Annotated in this window: 20 protein-coding genes; 3 read left to right on the top strand and 17 right to left on the bottom strand. The window is 33.3% G+C overall.

The features are described from left to right. Positions 1 to 7 precede the first annotated feature (7 nt). From DZ68_RS0108500 to nifB, 13 genes are all read right to left on the bottom strand, one after another. Positions 8 to 463 (bottom strand): NifB/NifX family molybdenum-iron cluster-binding protein, encoded by a 456-nt coding sequence (locus DZ68_RS0108500; protein WP_024788181.1) that lies wholly within the window; start codon positions 461 to 463, stop codon positions 8 to 10. Continuing rightward, on the bottom strand, positions 456 to 1,739 hold the full coding sequence (gene nifN / locus DZ68_RS0108495; RefSeq protein WP_024788180.1) for a nitrogenase iron-molybdenum cofactor biosynthesis protein NifN: 1,284 nt from the start codon (positions 1,737 to 1,739) through the stop codon (positions 456 to 458). The genes DZ68_RS0108500 and nifN overlap by 8 nt, the downstream gene beginning before the upstream one ends. Next, positions 1,736 to 3,094 carry a nitrogenase iron-molybdenum cofactor biosynthesis protein NifE gene (gene nifE, locus DZ68_RS0108490; protein ID WP_024788179.1) on the bottom strand — a complete coding sequence of 453 codons (1,359 nt, stop codon included), beginning with the start codon at positions 3,092 to 3,094 and terminating at the stop codon, positions 1,736 to 1,738. Before nifE ends, nifN begins: the two co-directional genes overlap by 4 nt. A 110-nt stretch (positions 3,095 to 3,204) precedes the next feature. Continuing rightward, entirely contained in the window at positions 3,205 to 4,752 is a 1,548-nt protein-coding gene (gene nifK, locus DZ68_RS0108485; RefSeq protein ID WP_024788178.1) for a nitrogenase molybdenum-iron protein subunit beta, read from the bottom strand. After that, positions 4,740 to 6,224 (bottom strand): nitrogenase molybdenum-iron protein alpha chain, encoded by a 1,485-nt coding sequence (gene nifD, locus DZ68_RS0108480; protein WP_024791027.1) that lies wholly within the window; start codon positions 6,222 to 6,224, stop codon positions 4,740 to 4,742. Before nifD ends, nifK begins: the two co-directional genes overlap by 13 nt. A gap of 14 nt (positions 6,225 to 6,238) precedes the next feature. Further along, positions 6,239 to 6,619 carry a hypothetical protein gene (locus DZ68_RS0108475; RefSeq protein WP_024788177.1) on the bottom strand — a complete coding sequence of 127 codons (381 nt, stop codon included), beginning with the start codon at positions 6,617 to 6,619 and terminating at the stop codon, positions 6,239 to 6,241. Between the two features lie 19 nt (positions 6,620 to 6,638). Next, positions 6,639 to 7,550, bottom strand: coding sequence for a nitrogenase iron protein (gene nifH / locus DZ68_RS0108470; RefSeq protein WP_024788176.1), 912 nt, complete (start codon positions 7,548 to 7,550; stop codon positions 6,639 to 6,641). 131 nt (positions 7,551 to 7,681) lie between these two features. Continuing rightward, the gene (locus DZ68_RS0108465; protein ID WP_024791026.1) at positions 7,682 to 9,181 is read right to left on the bottom strand and encodes a GNAT family N-acetyltransferase; all 1,500 of its coding nucleotides are present in this window, start codon (positions 9,179 to 9,181) and stop codon (positions 7,682 to 7,684) included. A 1-nt stretch (position 9,182) separates the two neighbouring features. Next, a complete protein-coding gene (locus DZ68_RS0108460) occupies positions 9,183 to 9,449 on the bottom strand; it encodes a hypothetical protein (protein ID WP_024788174.1) in 267 nt (88 codons plus the stop codon). Positions 9,450 to 9,459: 10 nt separating this feature from the next. Further along, entirely contained in the window at positions 9,460 to 9,648 is a 189-nt protein-coding gene (locus DZ68_RS0108455) for a CCE_0567 family metalloprotein (protein WP_024788173.1), read from the bottom strand. A 12-nt stretch (positions 9,649 to 9,660) separates the two neighbouring features. Next, positions 9,661 to 10,476: a GNAT family N-acetyltransferase gene (locus DZ68_RS0108450; protein ID WP_024788172.1), complete on the bottom strand. Its 816-nt coding sequence runs from the start codon at positions 10,474 to 10,476 to the stop codon at positions 9,661 to 9,663. After that, positions 10,467 to 11,579, bottom strand: a complete 1,113-nt coding sequence (nifV, locus tag DZ68_RS0108445; RefSeq protein WP_035907250.1) for a homocitrate synthase — start codon at positions 11,577 to 11,579, stop codon at positions 10,467 to 10,469. The genes DZ68_RS0108450 and nifV overlap by 10 nt, the downstream gene beginning before the upstream one ends. Then, positions 11,576 to 12,985, bottom strand: a complete 1,410-nt coding sequence (gene nifB, locus DZ68_RS0108440; RefSeq protein WP_024788170.1) for a nitrogenase cofactor biosynthesis protein NifB — start codon at positions 12,983 to 12,985, stop codon at positions 11,576 to 11,578. Before nifB ends, nifV begins: the two co-directional genes overlap by 4 nt. A 93-nt stretch (positions 12,986 to 13,078) precedes the next feature. Here nifB and DZ68_RS0108435 point away from each other — a divergent pair, with 93 nt between their 5' ends. Genes DZ68_RS0108435 through clpX form a run of 3 tightly spaced genes read left to right on the top strand, consistent with a single transcriptional unit; the run spans position 13,079 to position 15,644 of the window. Beyond that, on the top strand, positions 13,079 to 13,582 hold the full coding sequence (locus DZ68_RS0108435) for a hypothetical protein (protein ID WP_024788169.1): 504 nt from the start codon (positions 13,079 to 13,081) through the stop codon (positions 13,580 to 13,582). Beyond that, positions 13,579 to 14,421, top strand: a complete 843-nt coding sequence (locus tag DZ68_RS0108430) for an SIR2 family protein (protein WP_024791024.1) — start codon at positions 13,579 to 13,581, stop codon at positions 14,419 to 14,421. The genes DZ68_RS0108435 and DZ68_RS0108430 overlap by 4 nt, the downstream gene beginning before the upstream one ends. Before the next feature lie 11 nt (positions 14,422 to 14,432). After that, complete coding sequence (clpX, locus tag DZ68_RS0108425) at positions 14,433 to 15,644, top strand: ATP-dependent Clp protease ATP-binding subunit ClpX (protein WP_024791023.1); 1,212 nt, start codon at positions 14,433 to 14,435, stop codon at positions 15,642 to 15,644. A 26-nt stretch (positions 15,645 to 15,670) separates the two neighbouring features. Here the strand turns inward: clpX and DZ68_RS0108420 are convergent, their stop codons facing one another. The 4 genes from DZ68_RS0108420 to DZ68_RS0108405 form a co-directional block, all read right to left on the bottom strand. Beyond that, positions 15,671 to 17,461 (bottom strand): DUF262 domain-containing protein, encoded by a 1,791-nt coding sequence (locus tag DZ68_RS0108420; protein ID WP_024791022.1) that lies wholly within the window; start codon positions 17,459 to 17,461, stop codon positions 15,671 to 15,673. A gap of 204 nt (positions 17,462 to 17,665) precedes the next feature. Continuing rightward, positions 17,666 to 19,846, bottom strand: coding sequence for an AAA family ATPase (locus DZ68_RS0108415; protein ID WP_024788165.1), 2,181 nt, complete (start codon positions 19,844 to 19,846; stop codon positions 17,666 to 17,668). Continuing rightward, positions 19,843 to 21,501, bottom strand: coding sequence for a restriction endonuclease subunit S (locus tag DZ68_RS10530; protein ID WP_024788164.1), 1,659 nt, complete (start codon positions 21,499 to 21,501; stop codon positions 19,843 to 19,845). The genes DZ68_RS0108415 and DZ68_RS10530 overlap by 4 nt, the downstream gene beginning before the upstream one ends. Further along, positions 21,498 to 22,937 (bottom strand): class I SAM-dependent DNA methyltransferase, encoded by a 1,440-nt coding sequence (locus tag DZ68_RS0108405; RefSeq protein WP_024788163.1) that lies wholly within the window; start codon positions 22,935 to 22,937, stop codon positions 21,498 to 21,500. Before DZ68_RS0108405 ends, DZ68_RS10530 begins: the two co-directional genes overlap by 4 nt. Position 22,938: the final 1 nt, after the last annotated feature.

Raw genomic sequence — 22,938 nt, 5'->3', positions numbered from 1 at the left:
TACCCTTTTATTCATATTTCCAAAAATCAAGTCTCGGGTCTTTTTCAGTTTCAAAATGCATAATTTTTTTAATCCAAGGCGGGGGATTATTGTTTAACATATATACAAACTGATTTAACAGTTCTTCAATATCGTCTGTATATTTAACTTTTACCGGGGTAATGCCAGAAGAGATAACTTTTGCGGCATCACCGCCTATAATGCTTTTGCAATACATTATATTTACGCCTTTTAAAGCCGAAATTTTATATTCCGTTTTTTCCCCCTCAGGCAGATTGGAAGTATCTGTTTCAATAATTCCGCTTGTTGTATATCCCTCTTTTGTAATATCGTAAACAATAAATTTTTTTGCTCTTGAAAAATTTTGATTAACTTTTTTTATATCATCCGTTGCAAAGGCAACTTTTAATACATTTTTTTCATCTCCTTCTGAGATTACGTCTATTTTTACAGTTTTAGCCATGTGAAAGCTCCTTATTCAGTATGTTCGCAACTTCAAATAAAAAATATGCCCCGCCTTCATAAAGCTGGTCATTTTTTAACTGATTTCCAAATTCTTCATAATTTGGAAAACCTCTTACAATTAATTTTGCATTACTTCCTAAAGAGTGCAATATCCGTTCCCCGTGGAAATTACTGATTAACATATCACACTCATTTAAAAAACTTTCAGCATCTTCCAAATCACCCACCAAAGCATTCTCCGCTTTAATATCTTTTAACACATTTGATGGGGTAGTTGCTATTACAGCCTTTATTTTAGCCCCTACACTGTAAAGCAGTTCGCTTATTCCATAGCACATATCAGGTTCACCTGTAATGACAAATTTGTTATCGCTTATTACAAAATGGGTATCAAGCATAGCGTCTAAAAGCCTGCCTCTCCATTTTTTTATATGTTCAGACGGTTCTTTTTGAGAGATATTCATAAGAAATGCCACAAAATTGTCAGTTGCATTTAACCCTGTTAAACTGTTGAAATGTTTATGTTTAATTTTTGGATTTTTTTCTAAAAGAGCATCTGCAGCGATTTTCATTGATTCCCCTATTGTAACGACATAAGCCGAATCTGCTAAATTTTTAATATCATCTAAAGTAATGTCTCCGTTTCCGAGTTTCCCCTGTCCTTCTCTTAAACATCCGTCAAGCGAGGTGGAAATATCCGGAAGGGCATATGTTTCAAAACCGAAACTTTCGCAAAAACTTTTTATTTTTTCAATTTCAACAGGCTGCAGGGATACATTTGGCAAAAGCAACATCTTTTTATAATTAATCTCTTCTTTCACCTCTGTAAACTGTTCTATTAAAGATTTTGTGGCCAATGCCCATCCGCTTTCCATACCGCCTTCAAAATCGGGCGTGTTTACGTAACAGTAAGGTATGTCTATAAAATTTTTAACACTTTTTACATCATCTCCTTTTGTTTCCGTAAGCCCTGTTGTATGAAGGCCTATTAAATCGGGCTTAAATTTATATTTATTGATTATATTTTCCACAGCTTTTAATATTGTTTCATATCCGCCCTCAAGAACAGCGGTAATATCTATTACGGAAGTGTTGTACATAGCAATTGGTTCATTATAATGACTTGTCAGAAAAACTTTTGTAAATGAAGCACATCCTTTAGAACCGTGCATTAAAGGAAGGCAGTTTTTAACCCCCATAAATGCCAGAGCAGCACCCATAGGCTGGGAATGTTTTATAGGATTTACCTGAAGCGGTTTTTTTACTGTATTCATAATTCAACCTCCCAAGGTGCTTTTTTTGAGTAATTTTTAAATACCGGATTATCCAAAACATTGTCCAAATCTTTTGCTAAATTTAGAAGTCCCCCGTATCCTCCGTAAATTTTCTTTTTTTCCTGATTTACATTAATATAAGGTATTCCTTTTTTAAAAGCGGTATACAAACTTCTTCCCCCGCCTAAAAGAATGTCAGCGCCATATTCTTCCACTATTTTTATCTGCTCAGACGCCGGGGATTTCATTAAAATAATATCTTCTCCCAAAATTTCTTTTGCTTTTTTTATATCACTTTCAACAGATTTTGCAACAGAAGTGGCTATAACTTTAATTCCCAAATCCTTCAGAGCTGAAGCTATAGACCATGCTTTTTCACCTCCTGTATTTAAAACAGCTTTTTTTCCTCTGAATTTTTCAATATACGGTTTTAGCTTTTTATCGATTTTAGCTTCTTCGTTTTTTGTTACTTCAATAGCTTTTTCAACAAGTTCAGAATCTCCCAAAGCTTTGGCTATCTTAATAATGGAAGCAGATGTTTCACTTTTTCCGTAAAATGAGGCGGATATCCAGGGAATATCATATTTTTCTTTCATTTTCCTGCAAAGCGTTATTAAAGATTTTGAACAGTTTATTACGTTCAGTTTTGCCCTGTGGGCTGTTTTTATTTTTTCAATTCTCCCATCTCCGCTTAATGTGCTTAAAACCCTGATACCTATCTTTTCCAACACAGGGGTAATTTGCCACAAATCACCAGTAACATTATAATTTCCTATTATATTAATATCATAAGGGGTGGTATATTCAGGCTCTTTTGTGCCTATAAGATATTCCAACACATCTTCACCGGCAAGTCTTGAACCGAGATTTTTACTTCCGACAAAACCCGGTGCATGCACAGGCACTATTGGAATATTAAATTTTTCACTTTTTGTTTTACAAACTGAATCTATATTATCACCTATAAGAGCGGTTACACAGGTCTGGTATACAAAAATGGCCTCGGGAGAATATTTTTTCATAATATATTCAATGGATTCATCAAGCCTTTTATCACCTCCGAAAATTATGTCGTTTGTTGTAATACCTGTGGTAAAACCCATATATGTAAAATTCGCTTTTTTATATGAGCTCGGAGTCTGTCTTGTTTCCCACGAAGCGCCGAGGCATGTTTGGGGGCCGTGAACCAGATGCACCGCATCAGCAAACGGAAAAAGAGAAATCTGCGCACCTTCAAAAGCGCATCCTCCCGCTCCAAGACCGGGTTTAACTATATTACAGCCTTGTTTTTTATTTTTTGAATGCTCGCAGGCACTCTCATTTAATAATTCTTTTATTTTTTTTCTTCCAACCATATCAGCTCCTTTTAAAAGGATATGCATTTTTTATTCTAAATTGGGGAATTTATAAAAGAAAAATTATAAAAAGAACAAAAAAATTGGAAGGATTCCCGAAAAAGGGAAGATTATCTTATTAAATCGAAGAAGTAATCGGTTGTTGCTATGTCTTTTGTTTCTTCATCTAACCTATCAAGAACACCGTTTACTATCCATGTTAACAGATTAAGGGCACCCTCATATCCGCTTATTGAATATCTGTGCAAATGATGTCTGTCGAATATAGGAAATCCTATTCTGATTAGTGGAATTCCAGTATCCCTGTAAATCTCTTTTCCGTAAGAGTTACCAATCATAAAATCAACTGGTTCTGTGAAAAGAAGACTTCTCATATGCCATAAATCTTTTCCTGCCCATACATGTAAATCATCTTTTGCAGGAGAAGTGTCAAGCAGCGTTCTCATCTCTTCTTCCCATCCTTTAGGAGCGTTATTACATAATACATGTGTAGGTTCTGCACCCATTTCAAGTAAAAAGCTTACAACTCCGAGTAAAAAGTCAGGATCGCCCCAAATGGCAAATTTTTTACCGTGCATATACGGATAACTGTCCTGCATTGCATCCACAAGTCTTCCTCTTTGAAGTTTCAAAGATTCGGGAACCTCTTTACCTGTAAGTTCAGATATTTTCATTATAAAATCATCAGTGCCCTTAAGTCCTATAGGATTTGCAAAAACTCTTTCCTGTTTCCATCTTTTTGGAAGTTTCATTGTTTTTTTGGTTGCATATTTCTGCAATGAAATTGTGGCTTTTGAATTTCCACAGTCTTTTGCATCTTCAAGTTTAGTTCCGCCTACAAACATTTTATATTTACCGGCAGGTGAATCAAACTGGTCGGAATGGTCTCCTAAAATAATATAATCATAACCGAATTCATCAAGAATTTTCTTAATTTCCCTTATGCTTCCAACATAAGGCTCAAACCCGGGAATTATATTAATTCTCTCTTTTTTGTTTGTTTTATCAACATTTCCTTCTGTAAGCTGGCCTAAAATACCGTGCATCATATTGTCATATCCGGTAATATGGCTTCCTACAAATGAAGGTGTGTGTGCATAAGGAATAGGCATACCTTCAGGAATGAACTCTCCTTTGTCTTCTTCAATGGCTGCAGTAATAAACGCACCTAAATCATCACCTATAACTTCAGCCATACATGTTGTTGAAACAGCTATCATATCCGGTTTATAAAGTGCACAGCAGTTTTTAAGCCCTTCTTTCATATTACTTAGACCTCCGAAAACCGCCGCATCTTCTGTCATGGAATCACTCACACAAGGAGTCGGTTCTTTAAAATGTCTTGTAAAATAAGACCTGAAATACGCAACACACCCGTGGCTTCCATGCACATAAGGCATGGTTTTTTCAAATCCGAGTGCCGCCATTACAGCCCCTAACGGCTGACATGCTTTTGCCGGATTGATTGTAATGGCTTCCCTTGCAAAGTTTTTTTCTCTGTATTCCCAGGTTTTTGTCCATTCTGCAACTTCTTTTACCTTTTCAGGGTCGGTTGCCCCGGCTGCGCTTTCAAAATTTTTTTTATTTTTAAAAAGTTCCTGATATTCAGGTTTTAAAAACAGTTTTTGTCCGTCTACTATATTTTCTACATTTTGCATTTTTCTTCTCCTTTACTTTCCCACGGCGCATCATCTATTTTCCAAACAGGCGAATTAATAGCAAGGTCCATATTTGCTGCAAAAATTGCAAAACCGTCATATCCGTGATAAGGACCGCTGTAATCCCATGAGTGCATTTGTCTATATGGAAGCCCCATTTTTTGGAATACATATTTTTCTTTAATACCGGAACCTACAAGGTCAGGATGTAATTTTTTAACAAAAGCTTCAAATTCATACTCATTTACATCGTCGTAAATAATAGTGGAATTACTGATATCTTCTTTTGTTCTTTCATAATCGTCATCATGAGCAAATTCATAACCTGTCCCTATAACTTCCATTCCAAGGTCTTCATAAGCCCCGATAATGTGTCTTGGTCTGAGACCGCCCACAAAAAGCATTACTTTTTTACCCTCAAGTCTCGGTCTGTATTTTTCTATTACAGCATCAGCCATCGGTTGATATTTTGCAATTACCTTTTCAGCATTTTCCTGAATTTTTTCATCAAAAAAAGATGCTATTTTTCTAAGGGATTTTGCTATGTTGGTCGGTCCGAACATATTAAACTCAGCCCATGGAACGCCGTATTCCCTTTCTATATGCCTTGCGATATAATTCATAGAACGATAACAGTGCACAAGAACAAGTTTTACTTTTGATGATTGATGCATCTCTTTCAAAGTTGCATCCCCGGTCCATTGTGAAACAACCCTTAAACCCATCTCTTCAAGTAAAATTCTGCTTGTCCAGCCGTCGCCTCCTATGTTGTAATCCCCGAGAATTGCTATATCATAAGGGCCTGGCTCTATTTCTTTACCGTAAGTCGGGACATTAGGATCAACTACATAATCTCTTATTACGTCATTTGCAATATGATGCCCCAAAGACTGAGAAACACCCCTAAACCCTTCGCAGCTTGTAGGAACGATTACTTTTCCTGTTTTTTTAGAATAAATTTTTGATGTTGCCTGTATATCATCACCAATTAAACCAATTGGACATTCTGATTGAACGGTAATACCCCTGTTGAGAGGAAAAAGCTCATCAATTTCTTCAAAACATTTAGCAAGTTTTTTATCACCGCCGAAAACGATGTCTTTTTCCTGAAAATCAGAACTAAAGTTCATTGTTCCAAAAGTATCAACCCCGGTTGTTCCTATATAATAGTTTCTTCTTCCCGCACGGGAGTATTGACCGCATCCGATAGGTCCGTGTGAAATATGAATCATATCTTTTACAGGACCCCATACAACACCTTTACTTCCGGCATATGCACATCCTCTTTGGCTCATAACACCAGGAACCGTTTTTTTGTTGCTTCTTACATTTCCCGCCGTTTTTTGGCTTTCATCTTCCGGAGTAGCAACACCTAAATGTCTTGAGCGGTTTTTTGCCGCTTTTTTAGGATAAACACTCAATACTTCTTTTATTGCTTCTTCCTGTAATTCTTTCAATGTTTTTTCTGACATATTTTCTCCTTAAATTAAGACGCTTTTTTTACTCTGAAATGCTCCATAGAATCAAATTTTTTGCATAAATCCATAGTTTCATCGTCACTGTCAACCCTTTTTGAAATTTCACTCATCTGATACCTGTTTGTAAAAATCAGATATTTTTCTCCGTCTTTTTCAATATATTTGTCATCTTTCAAATAAGCTGCCAGTGCCTTGAAAAGAAACGTGTCTTTATTGCAGTAAACAATTTTTTCCACATCTCCGCCTCTTGGGCCCATTTCAAGTTCAATTGCATTAATGTCATCTATTCCGCCAATTGATTCAATAAATGCATCCAGTTTTTTTATTACTTCTTCATCCGGAATATTGTTTCCCATATCTGCTGGAAATTTTAAACCTATTATAAACATTTTCTCTCCTTTTTATTTTTTATAATACCGGCTCGGCTGATTTACCAACTTCATCTTCCAAAACATCCTCTTCAAGACCGAATTCCATTAATAAATCTTCCAAATCATCCATTTCAAGCGGTGTAGGAATAACTTTAAAATCATTTTCTATAATTTTTCTTGCAAGTTCTTTGTATTCCAAAGCCTGATCAGATGTAGGAGAATATTCAACAACTGTCATTCTTCTGAGTTCTGCATGTTGGACTATATTGTTTCTTGGAACAAAATGAATCATTTGAGTCCCTAATGCTTTAGCAAGTGCATTTGCCAAATCATATTCCCTGTCTGTCATTCTTGCATTACAAATAAGCCCCGCAAGTCTGACTCCACCTGTGTTTGCATATTTCAAAATACCTTTTGAAATGTTGTTAGCCGCATACATGGCCATCATTTCACCTGACATAACAATATAAATTTCCTGTGCTTTACCTTCACGAATAGGCATAGCAAAACCGCCGCAAACAACGTCCCCTAAAACATCGTAAGATACGAAATCCAAACCGTCCTCTTCATAAGCACCCTCTTCTTCAAGAAAGTTAATCGCTGTAATAACACCTCTTCCCGCACAACCGACACCAGGTTCAGGCCCTCCGGATTCCGCACAGTTAATCCATCCTCCCTTAGTATCCGGACTAAAAATTCCGGCTCCGTGTTTTAACACATCTTCAAGTTCCAAATCTTCAACTGTTCCAGCTTCAGCAGCAAGATGTAAAATAGTGTCCTGAGCTTTTTCGTGTAAAATAAGTCTTGTAGAATCCGCTTTAGGGTCACAACCGACTATCATTATATTTTTTCCAAAATAATAAGCCATAGAAGCCAATGTATTTTGAGAAGTAGTAGATTTACCGATTCCGCCTTTTCCGTAAAAGGCAATTTGTCTTAATTCAGCCATTTTATCTCCTTAATTTTTATTTTCATTTTTTATAGTGCATAATGCATTCCATCTTTTTTTGTTAAAAAACCGGAAAAAAATACAAAATATTGACAAAAAGAAACAAAAGAGAAACAAATTTGTAAAAATGTTTACGCTTTGTAATGGAAAACTTTAAGATACGTTTGATAAAAGCCTCTTCTTGTGTAGAACATATGGGCATTTTCATTGTCTATGTCAGCTGCAAGCTGAATTCTTTTATATCCAAGCTGTTGGGAAATGGAACGTATTTTATTTAAAAGCCTGCTTCCAATCCCCATATTTCTGTAATTTTCTTTTACAATCAAATCCTCAACATGCCCTATATAATCACCTTCCGCACTTGAAATGAGGCGCTGCATTGTAACCATACCCACCACCTTGTCATTATCCCTGGCGACCAACAAAACATTACCTTTTTGTTTATACAGTTTTGTTATACCTGTTAACTGTTTAGTGAAATCTATTTCAAAATCTTTCTCTATTGAAAACAGCTCCCCTATTAAATGCGCCATCTCAGGAAGGTCTGTTTCTTTTGCCTCTTCAATTACAATTCCTTTTTTTGTTTTGATATCACATATTTTTGGATGTAAAATATCTATTACTTTTAAAGCATGGGCGTTTAAAGGGTTCCCCTCGACATACAATATTTTCAAATTGTTAAGATTGGCAAGGTTTTCGGGTAAATCTTTTATATTGTTATCATCAATATACAATTCTTCAAGCTTTGAATAATTAATTATCTCTTCTGGCAATTCGGTAAGTTCATTTGAGCTGTAGCACAAATTTTTAATTTCACCTGATTTAAACATTAAAAATTCTTTTAGCCCGCACCCGTCGGCGGAAAAGCTTTCCAAATAAGGGGCAAAATCATCTCTTAAATAAATTTTTTGTACAGGATTGTTATCAATAATCAGGTATTCAAGATCTTCCATTTCTTTAAGTTTTAATTCGGAAATCTGATTGCCGCTTAAATCAAGCTCTTCAACAGGAAGTTTGTATAAGTTTTTAGAAATTTTATTTATTTGATTATCCTGGGCGTTTAAAACATTTAAAGAAACAAGATATGACACTTCATCCGGAATTTCCTTTATTAAATTTGAAGAGATATCAAGTCTTTCCACATTGCAAAGGGATTTACAAATTGAAGAAATTTCTTTTATAAAGTTATTTGAAATATTAACTACCCTTAAATTGTTATCAAATGCAAGTGAATTAATTTCATTTATTCTGTTTAAACTCAGATTTAAAACCCTTAAACTCTGACATTTTTGCAGCACATCGACATTTTCTATCAAATTGCCGCTTGCATTTAACGATTTTAAATTCATTTCACCCAAAACTTCAGGCAAAACTTTAAAATTATTCTTGGATATATTTAAATTTATCAGTTTTTTTAAATTTTTAATACTCTCAGGCAGCGCTTCTAAAAAATTGTCACTTAAATCCAGCGTAACAAGATTTTCAAGCAGTTCAATAGAACCTGGAAGTTCTTTTATCTCTTTAGAGCTAAGGTTCAACCTTGTAATATATAAAGGATTGTCAATATTTTCACCTAAAGCCTTATGTTTAATAAGCCATTTTTTAAGTTCACTCCATCCGTTAATATCCATTTTAATCTCCTTCAGCCAGTTTTCTTATTCTCTCCCACCTTTTTTCTATCAGCATTTCTATCTCTTTAAAATCATATTTACCGAATTTTTGCATATCATACAATCTTTTTAAAGGTTCTCTGCAGCAGCATCTGTTGCATTCAGTTACCAATTTTTTTGCCTTTTTAAAAGGTAAAGAAGTATTCTCAAAAATTTCAATAGCCTGTTTTACAGTTTTCTGACCGCATTCACATATTTCCATTTGTAAAATTTCTTCTTTTGTTCTCATTTTCCCCTCTTTAAAGTCCGGTTTCTTTTTTAAATCTTTCCACTTCCTCCACTGCTTCTACTATTTTTTTTGAGAGTTCTGGCAGCTTGTTATAATCCACCCACAATGTATCTTCCACAATGTCATGAATCTGACCGGCCAGCTCAACAGCTTTTCTTTTTCTTTTTCCAAGTTCTTTTTTTAGTTCTTTTTTGTCCATTTTTTCCTCCTTTTAAAATGAAAACGAATAAATATTGTTAAAATTTATTTCACAATCCCCATAGCTTAAAAAAACCAGTTTTTCTGTTTTTTCAAAATTGTATTTTTTGAAAAGTTTGTTAATATTTTCAATATCCGGGCTGTATGATATTACTCTTTTTAACCCCCTGAAAAATAAAACACCTTTTATCATTTTTTCCGCTTCATATTCATCCTTTGATATCCAGGGTCCTAAAAAAACATCTTTTGAAGTAATAGAGCAAGAATGCTGAAAACTGTCTGGAAGTGCAAATTTTAATGAGCTGTTCCTTTGCATTTCTTCAAACAAATAAAATGTCCTCTCTTCATTAAATGTTTCATAATCTAATATTTGGACTCTGTTTTCAAAATCATAAGATTCAAGTTCCTTGGCTTCTTTGTTTGAAAAATAAAAAGGTGGGACATTTCCTCTGTTTATCCATTTATTTATATCAACTGTTTTTTTAAAACCGAAATTTTCAAAAAACAGTTGATATTTTTCAGGAAAAATTAAATAAACATTTTTATTATACATTTTTGCTATTTCCATCAGCGTTTTTAAAAGTCTTTTTCCTAAATTTTTTTTCTGAAAATTATTTTTGACCATAAAATATTTAATCTGAATATTTTTTTCATATTCCACCGTCAGAATTACGCCCGCTAACATATTTTCTTTATATATTCCAAAACACAAATGCGGAAAATGCGTAAGTATAAGTTTTATATGATAAGTGTCCACCTCAATGTCCATCTCTTTTGCAATTGAGATTATTTCGGGTGTATCTATTAATTTAAGCCATCTTATAAACACGCATATTTCCTGTAATAATTAATAAGTTCGGCTCTGTTTAGAACTTTTTTTCTTTTTGTTACTATTTTTCTGATTTTAGGGACCAGGTTTCTTAAAACCTCTTTTTTAGCCTCTATCCCCGCAGCTTTTAAATGATACATAAGCGTGGAAGAGCCTGAATGTTTACCTATTGGAAACTCTCTTTTTGCCCCTACTTCCTCGGCTTCAAAAGGCTCGTAGGCTCTTTTGTTTTTTATCATACCATCAGCATGTATGCCGCTTTCATGCGCAAAAAGCCTTTTACCGATTATTGGGGCGTTTGGAGGTATTGTAATATTTGCGGCCCTGCTTACAAAAAATGTAAGTTTTTTTATTAATTTCGGTTTTATTTCAACATCTTTGCTGTATAAATATTTTAAAGACATCAAAACCTGTTCAAACGAAGCATTTCCCGCCCTTTCGCCCAAACCTATAACCGTTGTGTTTAAACTGAGAGCCCCCGCTTCAATACCGCTTAGTGCATTGGCGTTTGCAAGTCCAAAATCATTATGTGTGTGCATTTCTATAGGCAAAAGATTTAATGACGTCAGCTTTTTAATAATTTCATATGTTTTTAAAGGGGTAAGTATTCCAACCGTATCGCAGAATCTAAACCTGTCGGCTCCGAGTTCACGGCCTAATTTCATAATTTCAACAATAAAATTCATATTGCCCCTTGAAGAATCCTCAGCCCCTATACATACAAAAACCCCCTCTTTTTTTGCCTCTGTAATTGTTTTTTCAAGATTGTTTAATATTTTATTTTTATTCCCTTTAAATTTAACATCTATCAATACGTCTGAAACCGGAACAGACAAATCAACAGCTTTCACACCGCACTCAAGTGAGGCTTCCAAATCTTTCATCACGGCTCTGTTCCATGTCATCATACGCACATCAAGTTCTAAAGAAAGCAGTGTTTTTATATCTCTTTTTTCATCTTCCCCCATAGCCGGAATTCCTATTTCAAGCTCGTCTGCACCACACTCCACAAGCATTTTGGCAATTGCTATTTTTTCTTTTGTGTTAAAAGCCACATAAGGGGCCTGCTCTCCGTCTCTTAGGGTTGTGTCGTTTATAATCATAATCTAACCTCCTTTTTTTCAGGCAAGTTAAAATATTTTCTTGCTGCGTTTAAAACAGAAATTTCTATCGGCTCAAACGCATAAGAATCATCTACTGAAATTCCCTCATTTAATAATTCATTTTTCGGAGTCTCTCCTATTTTTGCCGTTAAAAGCAGCTTACAGTCTTTTAATACATCTGAAATTTCTTTTATATTATCTTCCGAACCTACACTCTGGGCATACGCACTGTTTATTTTTCTGTGTTGAACAAACATAACACCCCTGTCTCCTGCTTTATAAATTAAAAATTCTTTTGCTGAGCCGAAGTGCTGGTTAATCATTCCCTCACCTGCGGTTGTAACGGCAACTAAAATGGTTTTATTCTCTGAGCTTAGATTTTCTTCAAGTTCCCTTGCTCTTTCATTTGCCTTTTCAAGGATTTTTCTAAATTCTTCTATCTTGTTTTGCGCTTCTTTTCTTGCTTTAATGTTGTAATGTTTTTCAAGCTCTTCAAAACTTTTATTTACAAATACATCTTTTGTAAATTCAGCCCCCCTGTCTTCTCCTATAAGTCCCACGGCATCGGCCCTGCACTGTCTACAGTGTTTCATAAGCCTTACATCAACACCGCAGGCTTCCTGAACTTCCATAACCTGTTGCGGAGTGGCGCTTGGAACTCCCTCTAAGCCGAATTTGGTTCCGTATTCAGGCTCTGAAATAAGAGGCATAATATTGTGTAAAAACACCCCCATTTCTTTTAATTTTTTTGCAACTTCAGGAAGATGCTTATCGTTTATTCCCGGAATTAAAACGGAATTGGCTTTAATTAAAATACCCTTTTCCACACATTTTTTAATACCCTCAAGCTGTCTTTGAAGCAGAATTTTTGCCGCATCTTTACCAAAATGTCTTTTATGGTCGTAATAAACCCAGGAATATATTTTTGAACCTATTTCCCCTGTTTCATCAACACTGTTTATTGTAACGGTGACATGATCAACCCCGTATTTTACAAGTTCATCCACATAATCAGGAAGAGCCAGCCCGTTTGTTGAAAGGCAGAGTTTAAGATCAGGCGTTTTTTCCCTGACCAGCCTGAAAGTTTCAAATGTGTTTTTCGGATTTGCAAGGGCGTCACCCGGGCCTGCAATACCCAAAACACTCAGACGCTGAACCTCTCCCCCCACATAAAGTACTTTTTTTATCGCTTCTTCGGGAGTCATTCTCTCACTTGTAACACCGGGGCGGCTTTCATTAGAACAGTCGTATTTTCTGTTGCAGTAATTGCACTGAATATTACATGCAGGAGCCACAGCCGCATGAATACGGGCATAATGATGATGTGCATCTTCACAGTAACACGGATGATTGTTTATTTTTTCTTTTATATCTTCCGGTAAAAAATTTTTGTTTGTTGAATTCATTTTTTTCTCCTTATTTAAAACTTTTTATCTATATGCAATATATGTTCTAAACAATAGAATAAATATTGCATATACATAAAAAAAGGAGCAGTTTTGAAAATAAAATATAAAAATAAATTTTATTATTTAGAAGACACACCGCTTGATATAGGATACAAGGCAGAAACGGTAACTTTATATGATAAAAATTCAATCCCGGTTGAATTTCCGCAAAAATGTAAAGATACTCAGCTTATAATAACCATGCCTTTTATTGACGAAAAATTAATGCGTGAAATTATGGAAACTGACAAATTTTTACAAGATTTGAAAATACATATATATCTGGTTTTACCGGAAGAAACAAATTTACCTTCGTTTGAAAACATTATTGTCCTGTTTGATAAAGATAATGAATTCTCAGACATTTACGGTTTAACAATTAAAATGGAAGATAAGGAAACTATTACAAAAGCGCTCATTTTAATATCAAAAGACGGGGCAATATATTATGATGAGTATCCTGATGATGTTTATCAAAAATTTAATTTAGAAAAACTAAAAAGAAAAATAATCTCTTCAAAAGAGATTTATAACAATAAAGGATGTGGAATATGAAAGAATTAATTAAAAACATAAAAAAAGAGATTAAAGAAAATAAAACAGTTCCTTATTTGGGTATAGGAATTTTTAAAAATGTTAAAACAAAAGAGGGCGAGCAGATGCCTTATGATTCCGATTCACTTATTTTAATGATGAATAACGGCAGAGCAATGAGCCCGAGACTAATGTATGAATTTTCAAGAGCAGCTATGCATTTGGAACAAAGAAGAGGTTATGAATATATCCAACAGCTGACAAACTGGATATATTCCAAACCGTTTGAGCCTACGGAAATACACAAAGAAATTGTAAATTTAAATCCTAAATACATTATTGATACCAACAGGGATTCTAAATTTCAGGAACTGCTTTTGGATGTTGAACATATACTTATTGTAGGAAAAGCAAGAATTTTGGATAATGATTACAGATATGAAATTTACAAATTTGATATACAAACAAAACAGTATATAAAAACCGATGATGAAGAGCTGAAAAACGCACAAAAAATTCTTTTTAAACCTATGGGTTCGACTCTTCCAAAGCCTAGTTTTATTATTTCAGATGCGGATTATGTAGATTGGATTACAGAAGCCATGGGCGGATTTGCGGTTCCCGCTTTTTTAAAAAAATACAGAAAAGGCAAAAAATATCTCTTTTTAGGTGCTGATTTTTCAAAAGACACAGAAAGGATGGTGGCAAATGAACTGACTTTGGATTTAGATGGAGGATATTATGTAAAAGAACCCCCTCTTAGTAAAAAAGAGGAAAATTTTTTAAAAAGACATAATTTAACACATATTCCGATATCTCTGGAAGAATTTAACAAATATTTTATAAAAACATCACTGTAAAAAGGTTTAATATGGATAACGAAAAAATATGTTCGTTTTGCGGAAGAAAACAGAGCGAAGTGGAAAAAATGTTTTCCACTGAAAAGTCAACAATTTGCAGCGAATGTGTAAAAACATGTTCTAAAATACTTCAAAAAGAAAACTACCTTAAAAAAAAGAACAGTTCCGCATTTAAACTGTTAAAACCAGAAAAAATTGTGGGACATCTTGACAAATATATAATTGGACAGGAAAAAGCCAAAAAAATACTGGCAGTTGCCCTGTATAACCATTACAAAAGAATTGAAAACCCTGTATATAATGACATAGAACTCGAAAAAAGCAATATTATGCTGATAGGCCCGACAGGCAGCGGAAAAACGCTTCTTGCAAAAACACTTGCAAAAATTTTAAATGTTCCGTTTGCCATTGCGGATGCGACTTCTTTAACAGAAGCCGGATATGTGGGGGAAGATGTTGAAAGTATATTATCAAGGCTTTTGGTTGCGGCAAATTACAATGTTGAACTTGCACAAAAAGGCATCATATATATTGACGAAATAGACAAACTTGCAAAAAAAAGTGAAAGTGCCGCCATAGGAAGGGATGTTTCAGGAGAAGGAGTGCAGCAGGGACTTTTAAAAATACTGGAAGGCTCTGATGTGTATGTGCCTGTAAAAGGTAATAAAAAAAGCAATTCCGACACTGTTTTAATAAACACATCCCATATTTTATTTATATGCGGCGGGGCATTTGTGGATTTAGTACCTGAAAAAAACAAAAAAAAAGAAACAAAAATGGGATTTATTGTAAAAGATGATGAAAATCAAAACAAAAACCTTAAAATAAAACAAAAAGATTTGATTAATTACGGAATGATACCTGAATTTATAGGAAGGATTCCAGTTATTGCACAGCTTAACGAACTTACAAAAGAGCAGATGGTTAAGATACTTACAGAACCTAAAAATGCTATAATAAAACAATACCAGGCGTTTTTTGACATGGACGGAATAGAGCTTGTTTTTGAAGATGATGCAATTGATTTAATTGCCGAAAAATCGATCTCCACAGGAACCGGTGCAAGAGGGATTAGGGGAATTATTGAAGAAATAATGCTTCCTGTTTTATATTACGCACCTACAACAGAAAACTTACAAAAATGTATTATTACAAAAGATTTTATTTTAGGCAGTAAAAAAGAGCCTGTTTATGAATTTAAAAAGAGCGAACAATTGAATTAAATACTTGAAAGTTGAAAATATATTATCTATATTATTTTGTAATAGTTTCTTATTTTTTCAGACATTAATTTCCTTCTTTCTATTAAAAATTTTTGATAGTCTTCCATTTTCATTTCAAAAATACCCACAGGAATTGCATTTTGTTTAAAATTATCTTCAATTGAGGAATATTCTACTATTCCACCATATTTTAATTCCCCTCCATTGCATTGTTCTTTTATCTCGTGTAAATATTTCTCAATCGGTTTATTTCCAATTTTAATATTGATTTCGCTTTGAATATAAACATAATTAGCAATTTGATTGTACTGTCCTCTTGTCAGACCTTTCTTTTTCAATAAGTCTCTTGGAAAAATATGGTGAACATCACCTCTTTGTTCAATCAAGTTTTTTACGGTAATATCTTTCGATAAAAAACCTTTATTATTAAAATAGCATTGAGAAGCAAGAAAAACGTTAAATACAGGACTTGTAGAACTTGAAGTATTTAATCTTTGAATTAATTCTGCATTCCAAAAAGCATCTGACAACTGAGCGTCCTCAATTTCTTTTAAATAATCGCCGAAATTTTTTTGAGAAATATTTTTTATGTCAAAATCAAATCTGCTTTCAGGGGAACCGGAATATCGCCCGGTCAGTAAAGTAAGGACAAACCATTTTTTTACATATTTTTCAATTAAAGCAGAATTGTAGTTTTGTTCTTTTAATTTTAAGTAAAGTATATAGGCGAAATTCATCGCATTTACAGATCTAATCAATCTATTATCAACAAAACCTGCGGATTTTATAATCATTAAAAATCTTTTAAAATTTGTTTCGTTAATAAAGTTCTTTACTCCAATAATTAAATTATTATATGATTGTTTGGCAATTTCTTCTTCAAATTCTCTTGTTTCAAAATTCCTACCTGAGAGTAAACTTACTAAATCACTTAATTTTCCTCTGTTGAATTTGAATGTAAATGCAACTCTTAAAATATCTTTGTAGGTTGGTTCATATAAGTCTTCATTTTCATTTTTTAACCAGCTAATTTTTTGAAAATATTCAGTTTTAGAAAATTCAGTGTCATTTTCAGCAATATGAGAATAAAATTCAGGAGCAATCGCTAAATGGCTAAAATAATCTATTGCTTTTCGCAAAAGATTACCGCCATATTCTTCATTTGCTGCAATTTTTGACATAACAAAATCTGCCTGACTTAATTCAACACCCTGACTATTAATTCGGATAAAGATTTCTGTTACCTTTTCAATATCGAGATGTCCGCTTAATTCTATAAGCCCAATCTGTTTTTTGGGAATATTTATCAAATCCTGAAAAACTGTCTGAATTTTTAATTTATCCGCATCAGGATTTTTCTCTAAATAGTTTCCAACTATATCGAATAAATTACCGTTAAAAACAGTTGAAATATCATCTACCCATTTTTTGTCTTTTGCAATAGCAGGTGTTAAAGTCTCAAATTTTTCTTCAAGCGGATTAAATGCTATTTGAATTCTTATTTTTTTATAGTCTTTATTTATAACTTGTTGTCCGATAATTGCTGCGGTTAAAGCGGTAATCCTCTGTTGACCATCGATTAATATTTTTTTTCCTTCTGATAAACTTCCGTCTATGACTTTTATGCTTGGGTTTCTCCAAGCAATGATATATCCGATTGGATAACCTTGATACAAACTGTCCATCAAATCTCTGACTTTCGTAGAACTCCATACAAAAGGCCTTTGAATTTCGGGAATTGCTATTTCTCCTGATTTTACCCAAGATATCAGGGTTTCGATTAACGGCTGATTTACTGTATATTTTTGTGAGCTCATATGGTATTTCCTTTATGTTTATTGCTTTTTAATACCCGCTTTGGCTATTCATAATGTGGGATTTTAAACCTATATTTTTAGTTTACCAATAATTTTGTTAGCATCTTTCTCTGCGTTGGCAAAGACATACTTATTGCCAAGTTTTGGCTTGTGCGGTCGGCTTTGTGCGACTTGGCAATGTGTATGGCTTTTAGGGTCGGCATTTTACTCTTTTTTTACATTATTATTCATCATCATTTCATAATGACTTTTATGTCCCATTTTTTCAAATATTAACTCAAAAACTTTCAAGTATTTTTCTACATTTTCAGGTTCCGCATCTACAACTAAATCATCATTGATAAAATGTGAACCATCATTTACCCACGAAATAAGAGATTTGCAAATTATCTGTTTTTCCCCTTCAAATTTACTTATTGCATCTTCATAATCAAGGCCTCCTAAAATATTGAAGTAGTATTCTAAAATTCTGCGTAATGTATTGAAAATCGTTGCCGTATTTATTTTTTCAATATCATCTAATTCACGCCACAATAATTCATAAGTAGTTTTAATCGGATTTTTTTCGTGTTCTATTATCTGTGTTTTATTATTTAGTTTCCTAACAATCCAATATGCTTCTTCTTTCCATTTATTATTTCCACCACCTTTAAAAGTAACTTCTTTGAAGAAGTAAACATTGTGCGTAAGTATGAAAATCTGTTTTATTCCATTAGTTCCGTTTTTTACATCTCGTAAAAGTTCTTTTGTTAAGTTGCTGACAATGAATAAAACATTACTATCTAAACTCGAAATAGGGTCGTCAATTACTACAATTTTATCCTTGCCAACTCCTGTATCATTTGTGCTACCTCTTAACATATGATAAAAATACAAGAAGGTCAAAAAAGTTGATTCTCCTTCGCTTAAAGTTCCATTTACTTCGCTTCCGTTTTCTCTAACAACTTTGTAAAATCCTTTTTCATCTGCCTCTTCAAGCATAAAATTTGTAAAACCAAATAGCTTTAAAATCTTGTTAATTTCATTTACTGTTGGTTTTACACTTGTAACTTCCGATTCTTTTTTTGCGACTTTGGTTTCAAGTTTGCCTTTTTCTTCTTTGGTTAATTTTAGTGTATCATTTCTCCCTTTTATAGCTTTTTCAACATCTGATTTTATTTTATTATATGATTTTAAATCAATATCTAATTCATTTACAATAAATCGCCAAATCTTAGATTTTAATAAAGTTTTTTCGGTTTTAATATTTTCAAAAGTGCTATTATTATCTTCAACTTCTTTTTTTAATACCTTAATTAATTCTGATATTTCGGATAATATTGGTTCTAAGCTATCAATTCCAATAGGAATACTCGGTGTTTTTAGTTTTTTTTCTAATTCACTTAAATTGTTTTTATAAGTGTTTTTTAGTAGTTCGATTTTAGCTTTTAGCTCCTTAAAATCAAGAATAGGAATATCTCTACCTATCAATGATTGTAATTTTGTAAGCAAACCATTAACATAACTTTTATAATTCTGAATAAAATCGGCTAACTCTTTCTTTTTATTTTCATAAGTTTCATCAAAAAATGATTCGATTTGTTCACGCAAATCTTTACTAATTGATTGTTGGCAGAAAGGACAAATATTTTCAGTTTGTTGTAAATAATTAACACCGTCTTTTACCCAGTCGCTATTATCAAGTTTATGTATTAGCTTACCAATTTCAATATCTTCTTTACCGACAATCTTTGTTTTTAAAATTTCAGAATTTTCATATTTGGATAAATCATCAAATGTAAATTCATCAATAGGGTCATAAGCTTTTAAATCATCATTAAAAACCTTTTTGCTTTTTTCAATAATTTCTTTTTCGTCAAGTAAATCAGAGCTGTTTTTTTGTTCAGAAATACATTTATTAAAAAAATCCTTTGCACTCCCCATAAAGCCCTTAAATGCAGGTTTAAAATATGCTTCATATTTCTTTTTTAAAGCCCAAGCTTTTTCTTCTACATCATCTCTCTTTTTTGATAATTTTTCTTCTTGTGTTTCAATAGACTTATTTAAACCTTCGATTTTATTTTTAAAATCTCCAATTTTAGCATTTGCTTCTTCTATAAATTTCTGAATACCAGTTGCATCTTTACCTAATGTAAAAATTCCTTTAATTGCGTTACTTTGCGAAAAACTGTCTTGAACAAACTGTTTGTTGTATATAAAAACATCTATTGGTGAAGTTGCCCATTCTAAATTACAGTGTGGATAAGTAGAAATATCAGCAATCACTTTTCCTAATGATGATTTACCTGTTCCATTGCTACCAAAAAAATAATTAATTGCTTTGGGTTCAATTTCAACTACATCTGCATAAGATGCTGTTTTATGTAATTTGATTTTAGTTATCATTCTTCGACTTCTTTTTTACCCTCAAACGCTTCTTTTAATACCGCTTGCATCAATATTTCGGCATTTTTTTCGCTTTTTAGTATCTCTTCTTCCATTGCCGATACTTTTTGCATTAAGTTTTCTACTTTTTCAACTATGGCTTTTTGTTCGGCAAGCGGGGGAAGGGCAATTTTAATATTTTTAAATGAATTTACAGATACACCTCCTCTTAACCCTTTTCTTTGTTTATCAAATTCAGATTTAAAATGTGGAGAGTTATACAAATAATATAAATATTTTGAAAGTTCATTTATGTATGTATTTGCAACTAAAAGTTTATTGCCAAAACATACATCTTGTGCGGTAATACCGATTTTTTTACCAGAACTACCACCTTCAATACAAATCAATACTGTATTTTTAGGTGCAATTTTGAATTTTTCTAATTCTTTTGTAGGAATAATAACGCCAGAATTGTAGTTTATTCCTCTCATATTAAATTCTACATCTTTTGTCCCAATATAAATAAACCCTTTTTGTTGTTTTGTATATTTAGCTTCTTTTTCTGATTTATTTATACTGTTACCAGTGTATAATTCTGCTAATTCACTTATATAACACCAAACCCAACCATCAGGCAGCTCAAAAGGAATTTCATCTTCTGTGATATGCGGTAGCGGTTTTTCTTTGTGGATTTTTTTCTCTTTAATCAGTTTTTCTTTTTCTGCTTTTATGCGTTTTAAAAGTTCGCTTGCAGGTTCAATATTAGGGTTTTGTTTTCGCCAGTCGGCCGTTAACTTACCTTGTATAGCTTCTTGTAAAATGGATTGTTTGAGTTGGTTAACGCTTTCTTTTTGGATTTGGATTTCATTTATTGTTTTATTTATTTTATCATACAGCTTTATCAATCTTCTGGCTTGCGGATGAATAACAGGCATATTGTCAATATTTTCACCTCTATCCACCATATCACATTGTTGCATTAAACTTTCTACTTTTTCTACTATGGCTTTTTGCTCGGCAAGTGGGGGAACTGGGATAGGGCAAGACATTATTTGTGATTTTTTTAGATTTGTTTGTTTTTTCCCATCATTGAAAGATAAATAATATTTATTTCTATCTAATACTTTAATTAAGTATTTATGGTAAATACCTGAAAGCGGTATAATGCCTCCGATTCTCTGATTTAGAGAGTATTTATCGTTTTCGTCAATTAAAAAACAGCGACTTAAAGCCCGTCCATTAGGAACATCACTCATTACGATTGCTATTTCATTTTTATACATTGGCATCATTTGATTACCAGTATATTTAACGACAGCACCATTAGTTGAAACAAATTTTGAATTAATTAAAATGTATTTACCATTAGAATCAACAAATTGTTCGTGGGCTTTACCATTCTTGAATAATGATATTTCGTCTAAAATTACCCACACCCAACCATCAGGCAATTCAAAAGGGATTTCCTCTTGTGTGATTGGCGGTAGCGGTTTTTCTTTGCGGATTTTTTTCTCTTTAATCAGTTTTTCTTTTTCTGCTTTTATGCGTTTTAAAAGTTCGCTTGCCGGTTCAACATCCGGGTTTTGTTTTCGCCAATCTTTGGTTAGTTTGCCTTGTATGGCTTGCTGTAAAATAGCTTGTTTTATATTTTTTAACAAATCTCCCTTTTTCATATATCCAACCCCTTTTTTATCTCTTGAAACAACTCATTCATCCTATTCAATGAATTCTGAAAAATGGTTATTGCCTCGGCTGTTGTATAGTTTATTTCTTCCACTTTTGTATTCGGATTTTTAATATCCAAATCCCAATCTTTTAAATCTTCTACTTTTACTTTCCAAGCTACCTCGCTTTCTTTACGGTTGTTCCACCACTCAATAAGCGGTTTAAATTCTTCAAATCTTATTGGTTTTGTTTTGCTGTAAGATTTTTGTCCTTCGGGTAAACGGTGTTCATAATACCAAATCTCTTTTGTAGGACTTCCTTTTTCAAAAAACAACAAATTAGTGCTTACAGTAGCAGGAAAAAATGTGCTTTGCGGTAAACGGATAATCGTATGCAAGTTGCATTCGGTCAGCAATTTTTGTCTTATTCGCATTTTTACACCATCACCGGTAATTGAGCCATCGGGCAAAACAATAGCAGCCCGTCCTTTGGGTTTTAATAGTTGTAACATTAAAATCACAAACAAGTCGGCAGATTCTTTGGTGCGGTAAGTTTTAGGGAAATTGGTTTCCACGCCATCGGCAATACTTGCTCCAAAAGGTGGATTGGCAAGTATTACATCAACTTGGTCTTTTCTTCCAATGCTGTTGTATTCGGTTTTTAAACTGTCTTTATATACATAATCGGGAACATCCATTTCGTGCAAAATCAAATTGGTTAAGCCCAAAACATAAGCAACTGGTTTAAGTTCCCAACCTGTAATGCTTTTTTGCAAAATATGTTCATCATCAACGGTTTTTACATAATTTGCTCGTATATGGTCAATTGCTGCGGTTAAAAAACCTCCTGTTCCGGCAGCAGGGTCAAGCACTTTTTCGCCCAATTTCGGGTCGGTCATTTGGGTCATTAACTGCGTTATTGCTCTTGGTGTGTAATATTCGCCTTTGTTTCCTGCATCACGCAATTCTTGTAAAATGCTTTCGTAAATATTACCAAAAATATGCTTGTCTTCCGAATTATTAAAGTCAATTTCGTTAAGTTTATTGATGACTTTTCGCATTTCGTAGCCAGACTTCATATAGTTGTTTGAGCCTTCAAAAACTTCTCGGACAATAGCGGCTCGTTTGGGGTTTTTAATGCTTGTCAGTTCTCGCAATGTTGCAAAAAGTCCTTTATCGTTTTGGGCATTGCTGTCTATAAAATTCAAAAGTTCATCGCCTGTAATTCCTTCGGGGTCGCTTGCCCAATTTCTCCATTGAAATTTTTCAGGAATTACCGATTCATAATCATCTTTTATGATTTCAAGTTCTTGGTCTTTGTCGTCCATTATTTTTAAAAACAACATCCAACCCAATTGCTCTAATCGTTGAGCATCGCCAGAGATACCTCTGTCTTGCCTCATTATATTTCTGATACTGTTTATTACAGCTGATACATTTGCCATA

The organism is Lebetimonas sp. JS085 (genome assembly GCF_000523295.1).
Classification (GTDB): domain Bacteria; phylum Campylobacterota; class Campylobacteria; order Campylobacterales; family Nautiliaceae; genus Lebetimonas.
The sequence above is the reverse complement of the archived record's forward strand: the minus strand, read 5'-3'. Positions and strand labels throughout refer to the sequence as shown.